The sequence below is a fragment of the Massilia sp. METH4 genome (assembly GCF_037094685.1).
Taxonomy (GTDB): domain Bacteria; phylum Pseudomonadota; class Gammaproteobacteria; order Burkholderiales; family Burkholderiaceae_D; genus Rugamonas.
In genome coordinates this window covers 3,247,618-3,260,196 of the sequence record NZ_CP146614.1, presented here as the reverse complement: position 1 = coordinate 3,260,196, position 12,579 = coordinate 3,247,618, and the positions used below count along the sequence as shown (strand labels likewise).

At 65.9% G+C, this 12,579-nt stretch carries 9 protein-coding genes; 6 read left to right on the top strand and 3 right to left on the bottom strand.

All coding sequences use genetic code 11. The annotated features are described in order from the left end of the window. Together V6Z91_RS14295 and V6Z91_RS14290 are read right to left on the bottom strand one after the other, a co-directional pair. Entirely contained in the window at positions 1 to 876 is an 876-nt protein-coding gene (locus V6Z91_RS14295; RefSeq protein WP_338771376.1) for a TraB/GumN family protein, read from the bottom strand. Between the two features lie 345 nt (positions 877 to 1,221). After that, a complete protein-coding gene (locus V6Z91_RS14290) occupies positions 1,222 to 2,730 on the bottom strand; it encodes a dipeptidase (protein WP_338771374.1) in 1,509 nt (502 codons plus the stop codon). 141 nt (positions 2,731 to 2,871) lie between these two features. Between V6Z91_RS14290 and V6Z91_RS14285 the strand changes: the two genes are divergently transcribed. From V6Z91_RS14285 to V6Z91_RS14275, 3 genes are all read left to right on the top strand, one after another. Further along, entirely contained in the window at positions 2,872 to 5,115 is a 2,244-nt protein-coding gene (locus V6Z91_RS14285; RefSeq protein ID WP_338771371.1) for an ATP-binding protein, read from the top strand. Positions 5,116 to 5,205: 90 nt separating this feature from the next. Beyond that, entirely contained in the window at positions 5,206 to 6,201 is a 996-nt protein-coding gene (locus V6Z91_RS14280) for an LLM class flavin-dependent oxidoreductase (protein WP_338771370.1), read from the top strand. Positions 6,202 to 6,487: 286 nt separating this feature from the next. After that, the gene (locus V6Z91_RS14275; protein ID WP_338771848.1) at positions 6,488 to 7,645 is read left to right on the top strand and encodes an MFS transporter; all 1,158 of its coding nucleotides are present in this window, start codon (positions 6,488 to 6,490) and stop codon (positions 7,643 to 7,645) included. Here the strand turns inward: V6Z91_RS14275 and V6Z91_RS14270 are convergent, their stop codons facing one another. Continuing rightward, a complete protein-coding gene (locus V6Z91_RS14270; RefSeq protein ID WP_338771369.1) occupies positions 7,646 to 8,764 on the bottom strand; it encodes a hypothetical protein in 1,119 nt (372 codons plus the stop codon). Positions 8,765 to 10,029: 1,265 nt separating this feature from the next. On the opposite strand from V6Z91_RS14270, the gene gluQRS reads away from it, so the two are divergent. The 3 genes from gluQRS (at position 10,030) to V6Z91_RS14255 (ending at position 12,277) form a co-directional block, all read left to right on the top strand. After that, entirely contained in the window at positions 10,030 to 10,932 is a 903-nt protein-coding gene (gene gluQRS / locus V6Z91_RS14265) for a tRNA glutamyl-Q(34) synthetase GluQRS (protein ID WP_338771367.1), read from the top strand. Between the two features lie 69 nt (positions 10,933 to 11,001). Next, positions 11,002 to 11,763 (top strand): OBAP family protein, encoded by a 762-nt coding sequence (locus tag V6Z91_RS14260; RefSeq protein ID WP_338771366.1) that lies wholly within the window; start codon positions 11,002 to 11,004, stop codon positions 11,761 to 11,763. Between the two features lie 109 nt (positions 11,764 to 11,872). Beyond that, the gene (locus tag V6Z91_RS14255; protein WP_338771364.1) at positions 11,873 to 12,277 is read left to right on the top strand and encodes a hypothetical protein; all 405 of its coding nucleotides are present in this window, start codon (positions 11,873 to 11,875) and stop codon (positions 12,275 to 12,277) included. The last annotated feature ends 302 nt before the right edge of the window (positions 12,278 to 12,579 follow it).

The window sequence follows — 12,579 nt, the reverse complement described above, 5'->3', positions numbered from 1 at the left end:
TCAGTACATCTGCTGGACGTCGTAGCCGCGGCGGCGCAGCAGTTCGGGAATGCTGTCCTCGCCCACCAGGTGCAGCAGGCCGATGCCGACGAAGGCTACCTCGTCGCTGCGCATGATCGCTTCGATATGGGCGGTCATCTGCGGGTTACGCTGGCGCAGCAGCGTGCGGTCCATGAACGTGGCCGATACCGTGTCGCCCGTGGTCAGCTCGCGGGCCAGCGCGGCGATGCGCGCCGCGTCCGCCGTGCTCCACGCGTCGATCAGGCCGGCCGATTTCTGCAATGCCTTGCCGTTTTCCAGGTCGTCGAGGTTTTCGAGCAGGTATTGCTCCTGCTGTACATCGTCCAGCGAGGCGAACAGGCTGAGCTGGTAATCGGCCGTTTCCAGTTCGCGCACGCGCTTCTTCTGCTGCACGGCGGCCGAAAGCAGGAAGCCTTCCACCCCGTTGCTGCGGTGGTAGCCATGCCTTTCGATCTCGCTGCCGACCAGGATGTTCGCCACTAGCCACGGCCGGTAACCCTCGACATTGCGCAGCGGAATGCCCGCCCTGGCGAGCGCCACCTCGAGCCTGGCGAGGGCGTGCGGCGACAGGTGGCGCGTGATCGATTCGCCCTGCGGGTAGGTGCCGTACTTCGCCAGCGCACGCTGGAACGGCTCATACGCACGGGTATCGAGTTCCAGCACGAGCGAGCTGGCATGCGACAGCGCCTGCGTCACCTCCGGCTCGAGCGGGAAGAAGCCCTGCTTGCCGACGTGGATCGTGCCGAACAGATAGCTCGTCTTGCCATCGTGGCTCACGCGGTACAGCGCGCCGCGGCGGGGGGCCGGTTTCAGCTCGATCGGCTCCGCGGCGGCCACCGCGTTGGGTACGCTCATTTCCATACTATTGACGGACCAGGAGATGAATAAGGAAACAATGAAAGTCAGTCGACGCAGCATGCAAATCCCCGACCCGCCTTTTGAATAAAGGCCGGCATGATCCGATAACAAATGAACGGTAATGCCCTGGAGTCAGCCGGGCACTGGCTGGCGGCCGCGTGACAGCGGCTCTATTGCTTATGGTAAATGAATTTGCGCCGGGAGGAAATTTATTTGTAGCGCGCGAAGAAAAAAGCCGGATCGAAACAACAATGTGTTTCCAATCCGGCCACTGATGAAACATTCAATAACTTTATTCAAATGCCAGCCCGGCCGGCATTGTGCTCCTGGTTATATCGCCAATTATTTTGCCAATTCGACCAGCACCGCGGTATACATCTGCAGGTTCAATGACAGCTGTTTTTCGCTGATGAATTCGTGCTCCGAATGGCCGGTGTACACCGTACCCGGCATGCCTGGGCCGAAACTGACGGCGTTGGGGAACAGGCGCGAATTCGTGCCGCCGCCGATCGATACGGGCTTCGGGTCGCGGGCTCCCGTGTAGTGCGCGAACACGTCGAGCAGTACCGGCACCTGCGGGGCATCTTCGCGCAGCCACGGCTCGCCGATCTGCGCCTTCAACGTGGCGGCGGGTACGCGCGTGGCTTTCCATGCATCGAAGGCGGTGCGGAACTGGCGCTCCAGCTCGGTGCCCGTCTTGCCGCGCGGGCGGCGCAGATTGAGGTTCAGCTGCAGGCCGCCGGCATCGGCCTTCAGCACCACGGGCGCCACCGTCATCGGCCCCATGAAGGGGTCGCGGTAGGCCACGTCGCCGAATTTTTCGCCGTACAGGCTTGTTCCCACGAGATCGTTCAGGAACGACACCATCGCGCCCGCCGTCGTGCCCTGCCACGGCTGCACGGCCAGCGCATCGGCCAGCATGGCGATGGCGTTGACGCCGTCTTCCGGCTTCGAGGAATGGGCCGACACGCCCTTTGCCGTGATCTTCCATTGCGCACCGTTGCGCGTGAATTCGTAGCGCATGCCCTTCTGCGCCGCCGCACGGGCGCGGATGCGCCGCTCCAGCTCCGGCGTTGCGCCATCGATGACGGCCACGGCATCTTCGGGAATCTGGCTGTTGAAGAAGCCGCCCGTGAACGATGCCAGCACAGGATCGGCAGGAGGCGCGGAAGGAGGCGCGGCCGGCAGATCCGGGATCGTCACGGCGACCAGTCCCCAGCCCTTCTCCGCCGTCACCACCGGGTACTCGGCGTCCAGCGTGATGTTCACCTGGGGCGGCGTGTGGGTCTTCAGGTAAGTCTCCAGCGGCCCCCAGTCCGACTCCTCGGCCATGTACACATACAGCTCGATGGGCTTGCCCAGCGGCAGCTTGCGGTCGCTGATCGCCTTCATCGCATACAGCGCGGTGGCGATCGGGCCCTTGTCGTCCTCGGTGCCGCGGCCCAGCAACAGGCCAGGTTCGCTGGTGCGGTCCAGCGTGAACGGCGACTGCTTCCACTTCGATGGATCGACGGGCTGCACGTCGCCATGCGTGACGATGCCCACCCTCTCCTTCCCGGCGCCGAGGCCGATGACGACCACGCAGCCGGCATCGTCGAAGTCGAAGCCCAGGCGGTCCGCCTCCTCGCGCAGGAAGGCCTTGAAGGCGATGTGCTGCGCATTGCGTTCGCACGGCACGCCCTCCTGCGCCACCGTGTTGAAGCGGACCATCTTCGCCAGGCTGTCGATGACCCTGTCGTGATAGGCGGTGCGGGCATGGTCCGCGGCCGCGATGGCGGCCTGGCTCGGCGCGGCTTGCACCGCATGGGTGAACATCAGGGGCAGCAGGGAGATGAGCGCTTTCTTCAGCATGGGCGGGATAGGTGTGTGGTTGTTGGGCGCAACAGGCAGCCGTGCACGGCGAATTGCCTGCTGTCATCAGGCTCAAGCTATGGTACCTTTGTACAACTATTAACCCAGTGTACACGCCGCCGTTTCGTGCAGACAAGCCCGTTGCCTCCCCACGTCCACCCGCGCCTGCCCACGATACGGTTCCGGTTGGCGCTGCTGGTCCTCAGTTGCGTGCTGCCCGCCGCGATCGTTTCGGCGTTCCTGATCTATGACCATTACCGCGTGGAGCGCGCCAGCCTGCTGGGCGAAGCGATGGCGACGGCGCGCTCGATGGTCTCGGTCGTCGACCGCGATTTCGATACCGTCATCACCGCGCTGTCGGCGCTGTCCGTGACCGACGATATCGACGATGCCGAACTGGCCGAATTCCACCGCCAGGCCACCAATGTGCACGCGATCCTGCCGATCACGGAAATCGTGCTGTACGACGCAGCGACGCGCCGCCAGTTGATGAACACCGCTCCCTTGCCGGGGCCGGCCGGCGCCGGCAATGCAACCCTGCTGCGCGACGTGATGCGCACCGGGCAACCCGTCGTGAGCGGCCTGACCCGCGACGGGGCGCGCGGGCAGACGATCACGGTGGGCGTGCCCGTCAAGCGCGACGGCGCGGTGCGCTACGTGCTGGCCGCCCAGGTGCTGCCGGCTGCACTGGGCGCCATCCTGCGCGACCAGCAGGTTCCCTCGTCATGGCGCGCCTCGATCCTCGACGGCGACCTGCGCATCGTCGCCCGCAATGTCGATATCGAGCGCTACCGCGGCACCCTGCCCGCGCCCGATCTGGTCGAGCGCATGCGTCGCCAGCTCGAGGATACCTTCGACGGCAGTACTGTCGATGGCAAGAGCGTCGTGATGCTGTATAGCCGTTCCGCCAAGTCCGGCTGGAGCGTCACCCTCGGCATCCCCCATGCGAACCTCGCGGCGGGACTGATGCGCACGCTCGAATCGCTGATCATCGCCACCGTGGTGATCCTGGCCCTGGGCCTGGGCATGGCATGGCTGGTGGGCGGCCGCATCGCGCACTCGGTGCAGGCGCTGATCGAACCGGCGACGGCGCTCGGCACCGGCCAGGCCGTGAAGCCGGCGATCGTGGACTTTTCCGAAGCACAGCAGGTGGCCGATTCGCTGGTGCGCGCCGCCGCCGCGCTGGACGAGGCGCGCGGCCGCGCCGACAGCGAATTGCGCGAACGCCGCGCGGCCCAGGAAGCGCTGCAGGCGGCCGACCTGCGCAAGGATGAATTCCTGGCCACCCTGGCGCACGAGCTGCGCAATCCGATGGCGCCGCTCGTCAACGCGCTGGAGATCATGCGGCTGGGCGGGCCCGGCAAGCCACCGCCGCCGAACGTGCTGGACATCATCGAGCGCCAGCTGAAGCAGATGGTGCGCCTGGTCGACGACCTGCTCGATGTCTCGCGCATCACCACCGGCAAGCTGGGCATCCGCGACGACGCGATCGTGCTGCAGGATGTGGTCACCCATTCGCTGGAAACGGCCGGCCCGCTGATCGCGCAGCGCCGCCACGCCCTGTCGGTGAACGTGCCCGAGGAGCCGGTGCACCTGCGCGGTGATGCCACGCGGCTGGCGCAGGTGCTGTCGAACCTGCTGAACAATGCCGCCAAGTACACGCCGAACGGCGGGCGCATCGCGCTGCACGCGGTGCGCCTGCACGCGCCGGAGCGGGTGCGCATCGAGATCAGCGACAACGGCATCGGCATTCCCGCCGACGTGCTGCCCCATGTGTTCGACATCTTCTTCCAGGCCGACCGCTCGCTGGGCCGCGCGCAGGCGGGCCTGGGTATCGGTTTGTCGCTGGCGCGCCGGCTCGTCGAGCTGCATGGCGGCACCCTGGCGGCCACCAGCCCGGGCAAGGACCTGGGCAGCACTTTCGCCCTGGAGCTGCCCGTCAGCGTTGCGGGTGCGGTGCCGACGCCGGACGCCGATGCCGGCGCGGAGCCGCTGCCGCCGCTGCGCGTGCTCGTGGCGGACGACAACATCGACCACGCCAACACGCTGCGCACCCTCCTGATCGCCGCCGGGCAGACGGTGAACGTGTGCTATGACGGCCTGTCGGCGCTGCGCAGCGCCGACACCTTCGCGCCGCAGATTGCCTTCCTCGACATCGGCATGCCGCGCATGGATGGCTACGAGCTGGCGCGGCGCCTGCGCGCCGATCCGCGCCACCGCGGCTGCATGCTGGTGGCCGTGACCGGCTGGGGACAGGAAAAGGACCAGCAAAGCTCCCAGGCGGCGGGCTTCCACCGGCATATCGTCAAACCCCTGCAGCCCACCCAGCTGCGCGCCCTCCTGCAGGAACGCGCCAGCCGTGCCACAATGCACGACACCGTTTGAGCCGCGCCCTCCGGCCCTGCCCGAAACGGGAACTTTGCATGAAAGGCAGGGCCGCGCCGTCCCGGCGGTCGGTACCCTGGTAAAACTTCAATGATTCCACCGAATTTTCCATTTTCGATTCTCGATCTATCTCCCATCGCCGAAGGCAGCCACGCCGGCGAATCGCTGCGCAACACGCTGGAGCTGGCGCAGCACGGCGAACGCTGGGGCTTCCAGCGCTACTGGCTGGCCGAGCACCACGGCATGCCCGGCATCGCCAGCGCCGCCACGGCCGTCGTGATCGCCCACGTGGCCGGCGGCACCAGCACCATCCGTGTCGGTGCCGGCGGCATCATGCTGCCGAACCACTCGCCGCTGGTGATCGCCGAGCAGTTCGGCACCCTCGAAGCGCTGTTCCCCGGCCGCATCGACCTGGGCCTGGGCCGCGCTCCCGGCTCGGACCAGACCACCGCGCGCGCACTGCGCCGCAACCTGGGCTCCGACGCCGACGAATTCCCCCAGGACGTGCTGGAACTGCAGGACTACATGAGCGACTCGCCGCGCCAGCGCGTGCTGGCCGTGCCGGGCCAGGGCGCCAAAGTGCCGCTGTGGATCCTCGGTTCGAGCCTGTTCGGCGCCCAGCTGGCCGCCCACCTCGGGCTGCCGTATGCGTTCGCCTCGCACTTCGCGCCGCAGATGATGATGCAGGCGATCCACTTCTACCGCACGAACTTCAAGCCGTCGGCGCAGCTGGACAAGCCCTACGTGATGCTGGGCTATAACGTGTTCGCCGCGGACACGGACGAAGAGGCGCAATTGCTGGCAACGTCCATGCAGCAAGCCTTCGTCAACCTGCGCACCGGCCGCCCCTCCAGACTGCCGCCACCGGTGGCGAACTACCGCGACACGCTCGGCCCTTCCGAAAACGCGATGCTGGACTCGGTACTTTCCTGCACCGCCACCGGCTCCCGCGCCACCGTCGCCGCCCAGCTGGACGCCTTCATCGCCAGCACCCGGCCCGACGAGCTGATGGTCACCTCGCAAATCCACGACCACCGCGCCCGGCTGCGCTCTTACGAAATCCTCGGTGACATCCTGCGCGGCTAACCATAAGCAATAGTTGCCCAAAACCGGGGTCAGACCCCGGTTTTTGGAAACATTTCTTGAAATCGGGGACTGTCCCTCTCCTTTGGTCCCGTCACGCCCCTTGTCACATCAATTTAGTACCGCCTGAATATATTTCCCAAAACCGGGGCCCGACCCCGGTGTTGGGAAATGTTTCCTAGAATTGGGGCGGTACGGCGGGCCGGCGGGCCCGTGGATTTATTCTCAGCATCACAAAGGAATCGCAGTGCACGTAGAACAACAAGAACAGCAGGATATTTCGGCCGCCATGGTGTGGCTGATGGCCACGGCGACGGGCCTCATCGTCGCCAACCTGTATTACGCCCAGCCGCTGGTGGGGCCGATCAGCCAGGCGACGGGGCTCGCGCCCGGCGTGGCGGGCTTCGTCGTCACGCTGACGCAGCTGGGGTATTGCCTCGGCATGATCTTCATCGTGCCGCTGGGCGACCTGCTGGAGAACCGCAGGCTGATCGTCACGGCCCTGATCGGCGTGGCGTGCGCGCTGGCCGTGGCGGCGTTCAGCACCAGCGCCGCGCTGTTCCTGGCGGCGGCGTTCTGCATCGGCGTTGGCTCCGTGGTCGCGCAAATCATCGTGCCGTTCGCATCGCACCTGTCGAAGCCGGAAACGCGCGGGCAGACGGTGGGCAAGGTCGTCAGCGGCCTGCTGCTGGGGATCATGCTGGCGCGGCCCGTGTCGAGCCTTCTTACCGACGCCTTCGGCTGGCATGCGGTGTTCATGCTTTCCGCGCTGGTGATGGCCGGCCTGGCATTCGTGCTGAAGCGCCGCCTGCCGCTGCGCGAGCCCGCGCACACCAGCACCCATACAGGCAACTACGCGGCATTGCTGGCATCGCTGTGGTTCCTGCTGAAGACCACGCCGATCCTGCGCCGCCGCTCCGCCTACCAGTTCTGCATGTTCGGCGCCTTCAGCCTGTTCTGGACCACCGTACCGCTGATCCTCGCCAGCCCCGCGTTCGGCATGTCGCAGACCGGCATCGCCATCTTCGCGCTGGTGGGCGTGGCCGGCGCCCTCGCCTCGCCGATCGCGGGCCGCCGCGCCGACCAGGGCAAGTCGCGCTCCACCACGGCCATCGCGCTCGTCGCCGGCGTGCTGTCGTTCGCCGCCCCGCTGCTGCTGCAAGGCGGCCGCATGGTCGACCTGGCCGTGCTGGTGCTGGCTTCCATCGTGCTGGACGCCGCCGTTTCCGCCAGCCTCGTCACTGGCCAGCGGGCACTGTATGCGCTCAGCGCGGACGTGCGCTCGCGCCTGAACGGGCTGTACATGGCCATCTTCTTCATGGGCGGCGCGCTGGGTTCCTCGCTGGGCGGCTGGATGTATGCGCACCACGGCTGGCAGGGCGTGCTGATGACGGGCCTGATGTTCCCCGCCGCCGGCCTGCTGGTCTTCTCCACCGAGCGCCGCTGATCACACCTTGATGAAGATCCGCCGCCGCCACAGGCACCAGGCGACGGCGAACATGGCCAGCACGAAGGCCACCGCGTAGGCCAGCGACGCGGCCTTCGGCGACAGCGGCAGCGCGGCGACCGGCGCATACAGCGCCGCGTGCCAGCCGAAGTACCCGATCGCCTCCACCACGAGGCCGGACAGCGCGTAAAGGAACAGCGCATTCATGCCGAAGATGACGAACGGCCGCGCCAGCGTTGCCGCGCGGGCGCGCAGCGCGTCCGCGGGCGCAGCATCGAGCAGCCAGTAAAACACGCCGAACACGAGCAGTGCCCAGCCAGTGGTCATCACGCAGAACGACGTCGTCCACAGGCTTTTGTTCACCGGCATGAGCGCCACGCCCAGCATCGTGCCGGCCAGTACGAACCCCAGGCCCGCCAGCAGCATCCACACGGTGCGCTCGGCCGCATCGATGTGCGCGGCCAGCCACCGCCCGGCCAGCACGCCGAAGAGCTGGCTGCACAGGGCAGGGATCGTCGTGAACAACCCTTCCGGGTCCCAGGTCTTCGACTGTGCCCACAGATGCCCGGCCAGCAGCATGCGGTCGATCCACGAAGCCGCATCGCGCCCCTTCTCCAGCACGCCCGCCGCGACCACGCCATCGACACCCGGCACCGGCAACCACAGCATCACGGCGCTATAGAACACCAGCAGCGCCGCGATCCACGCGAGCTGGCCGCGCCAGCCGAACCAGATCACGATCGGCGCAGCCAGCGCGGTGCATAGCGCAATCCGCTGCAGCACGCCGGGTATCCGCACGGTGGCGAAATCGAAGGTGGGAAACAGGTTCAGGAACAGGCCGATGGCGAAGATCAGCGCGGCGCGCCGCCATAGCCTGGCCAGCAGCGCGGGCTTGTTCGCGCCCCCGGCCGCCTGCCGCCCCAGCGACAAGGTCATCGACACGCCGCCGATGAACAGGAAGAACGGAAAGATCCAGTCGGTGAAGGTCCAGCCATGCCAGTCGGCGTGCGCCAGCTGCGAGTACAGGTTGCCCCAGTCGCCGGGGTTGTTCACCAACAGCATCGCGGCGATCGTGAAGCCGCGGAAGGCGTCGAGGGACAGCAGGCGTCGTGAAGTCATCCGGCACTCGCGGGTATGGACGAGCACCGACTATAGGGCACCGCCGCAGGGCTGTCCATAAGCGTGGGTTCTGCTGGCGCCCGACGCCATACATGACCCTACTAGAGATCTTCGCCTATTAGAACGCGAACGATACACCAGCGGCCATCGCTAGTGGCCTTGATTCGCGACTGTTCACGCTACGGAACCTGCAAAGGCAGAGCCATCCTGCGCCAGTGATTTAACGTAGGTTACGGCTGTGTGTCAGCATCATTCGACGAAGGTGACGACACGGGTAGCGAAGCCACCTTTTCGATTCTTGCTTCACCTATCGGCAAGCGATCCACAGCGCCTGTCTCGTAGTTATAAAGAATGATGGCGTTCGAGGTCGCCATCGCAACCCGACCGCTCATCTTCTTATTGTCGCCGAAATGCACGGTGACACACTCGGCGTACTTTTCCCCCGTACGCTGCTTACTTCGCGTTCTCTCCCCACTCCTCGCCTCCAGCCACGTGCTCTGGGGTTGAAGAGGACTACAGTGCTTCGGGCCTATCACGTATTGCTTGATATGGTCCTGGCCTGCCACGATGCCAAACCCTACGATTATGCTCAACCCCAGCACAACGTATAGCGAAATTACTGGTGCTGCGAGAAGCGCAAAGACGGGCCACACAGTTAGTTTCCCGATGCTTACGATCGTCGCCCACGAAGGGTGACGTACCACTCTGTCAGCAAGGGTCCTGATCTCCCTATACCGAACCTGGACCCTATTGTGCGCGGCGATGGTGGATATCACTCGTCGAAGTAAGGCAAAGCTTAGCGAACCAATCGAGAACGCCACCCATACAATTAGAACGCTAGCCCCAACGATAAGTATGTATATCCAAACTCCTGGGGCCAGAATTCCGTCAGGCAGTAGCGTTCTCATCGCGTACAAAATCACGTACGCCGACAGATCCAAGAGTTCGAAAGCGGAAGACGAAAGTATCTGGTGCGATAGTCCAAACGCTACATCAAGCGAAATGGACACACCGTAGCCAAGCAGAAGTCCGAGTCCGGCCAACCCTGACCATGCCGTTGCTCCCAAGGCTAACCATTGAACCGCCTTGAATTTTCTACTAGGCAGCGGCTGTCTTCTGAAATTCCTAAAGCTATTTCTCGGTCTCGCACGCCTTGACATTAGTGGCCCCAGATAAAATTGTGTGCTAAGTAGACTAAAGGCAATCGATGTCCATGAAAACGAAAATGGTATCCTTCGCACCTTCCTTTGAGCACCATCAATAGAATGTTGTCCTCCTACATCGGCCGCTTCGCCCCTTCCCCCACCGGTCCCCTGCACCTCGGTTCGCTCGTTGCGGCGATGGCGAGTTACCTGGACGCGAAGGTGCACGGCGGCCAGTGGCTGGTGCGCATCGAGGACCTCGACCGCGACCGCAACGTGCCGGGCGCCGACGAGCACATCCTCGCCTCGCTGCGCCGCTGCGGCATGGCGTGGGATGGCGAGGTGACGTGGCAGACGCGCCGCGAGCCCCTGTACGAGGCGGCGCTGGCGCAGCTGGGCCAGCACGTGTACCCGTGCGGCTGCTCGCGCAAGGAGATCGCCGATTCGCAGACGCGCCTCGGCCTGTCGAACAATGCGGCGCTCGTGTATCCGGGCACCTGCCGCGCCGGCCTCGCGCCGGGCAAGGCGCCGCGCGCGCTGCGCCTGCGCACGCCGCAGCAACCGGGCCGCGTGATCGGCTTCGAAGACCGCTGGCACGGCCCCGTCGAACAGGACATCACGGCCGAGGTGGGCGACTTCGTGATCCGCCGCGCGGATGGTTTCTGGGCCTACCAGCTGGCCGTGGTGGTCGACGATGCGGCGCAGGGCGTCACCGACATCGTGCGCGGCGCCGACCTGCTCGATTCCACGCCGCGCCAGCTCTACCTTCAGGAACTCCTCGGCGTGCCGCACCCGCGCTACCTGCACGTGCCGGTGGTGGTCAATGCCGACGGCGAGAAACTGTCGAAGCAGACCGGGGCCGCCGCGTTCGACAACGGGGCCTCGCCGGAACGGCTGCTGGCCGACAGCCTGCAACCGGCCGCCCGCTTCCTCGGCCTGCACGTGGAAGCCGCCACCATTCCCGCGTTCTGGGACGCGGCCGTGCCGGCCTGGGAACGGCTGCTGCGCGACAGGCGGGCCTGGTAGGCCGCGCATCCTTCAGGTGCGCCGCCGCGCGGCACGCCGTTGTAGCATGGCCGCCCGAAAGGAGGCCCCATGAGAGCCCTGTTGACGATCCTGTGCGCGCTGGCCGCCCCCGCCCTTGCCCAGCAGGCTGTCCCGCCCTCCGTCGGGCCGGCCGGCGCACCGAAAAGCGCCAGGACCCAGGCGCTGGAAGCGGGCGCGAAGATGCTGCAGAGCGCCGCGCCCATGCGCGGCTTCGACATCTATCTCGTCGGTTTCCATCCCATGAAGGACGCCCCCGAGCTGCAGATGGAAGCGCACCACTGGTGCCACCAGCGCAACGAGGATTTCGCCCAGTGCATCCTGTTCGACGGCAATACGGCCGAGGCCAATATGAACGGCCTCGAATACATCATCTCGGAGAAGGCTTACCAGCTGCTGCCCGAGGCCGAACGCAGGTTCTGGCACCCGCACAACGGCGAGATCCTCAGCGGCCAGCTGGTCGCGCCGGGCCTCCCCGACGCGGCCGAGAAGGCGCTGATGAAGAGCAAGATGAACAGCTACGGCAAGACCTGGCATACCTGGAATACCGGCCACGAGGGCCATACGGGCGAGGCGCTGCCGCTCGGCGAAGCGAAGCTGGCCTGGTCGTTCAGCCGCGACGGCGAAGCGGTTCCCGCGATCGTGCAGAAGCGCGACCGCAAGCTCGGCATCGACACGGCGGCCAAGCGCCGCGAGCGTGCCGACCTGCGCGAGCTGGCCCGCCCGCAGTCCGGCGTGGATGCGCTGAAGGGTCGCTTCGCCCGCCCCACCGCGGCGATCCCGGGCGTGGTTGACACGCACCCTGCTCAGTAAATGCCGAAGTCGCTGTAGGACTGGTCCTCCGGCCGATCGTGGGTTGGCGAACAGACCCGCGCCCGCGCAGCGCGCACACTGCCTCCATCGCTCGAACAGGAGGTGAACCATGCGAAGCTCCATGCTTTGCGCCGCTCTCGGGCTGGCCGTGCTGGCCGGCTCGGGTGCGGTCGCCAACGACCAGATCCACAAGTGCATCGACCCGAACGGCGCCACGATATTGTCAGACAAGCCTTGCGCGATCGTCGAATCCGTGCCGGCCGACACGGCACCCGTGGCCGAACCGGCGATGGCCGGCACGACGGCCGAGCTGCCTGCCGTCGAAGCAGCGCGGCCGGCCGTGGTGAAGGAATATTTCAAGCTGCCGGCGGCCGAGATCGACCCGGGCCAGCGGGCGAAGCCGCTGCTGGTCAGCGCCCCGCCGAAAGTCGATGTCGCGACACTGAAAGCGGCCAAACTGCGGCTCGAACTCGAAGACAAGACGGCCGGCGTGCGGCACGCCAGCCTCGACTGACCGTGGCGCCGGAACCACTCCGGCTTGCACGAATAAAGTCACTGCGCCGCCCGCCATGGCGCGCGCGATTTCGATGGGGCGTCGAGCGAGCGTCCCGTCCCGCGCGCTAGCGCTACCAAACATTAATCCCCCCACCGTCTTCCCTGCCGGCCACGTCCGTATTGGTACGGCACTTTGTTACAACTGTTTCAACTTCTTCTTGGACTGGCGGTTAGCTACTGCCGAGAATGTTTTGGCCGCGTTGACCAAAAATCAACCGTGCCGGAGACCCCGGACGCGGCACGACAGTGTGCTCAGCCACA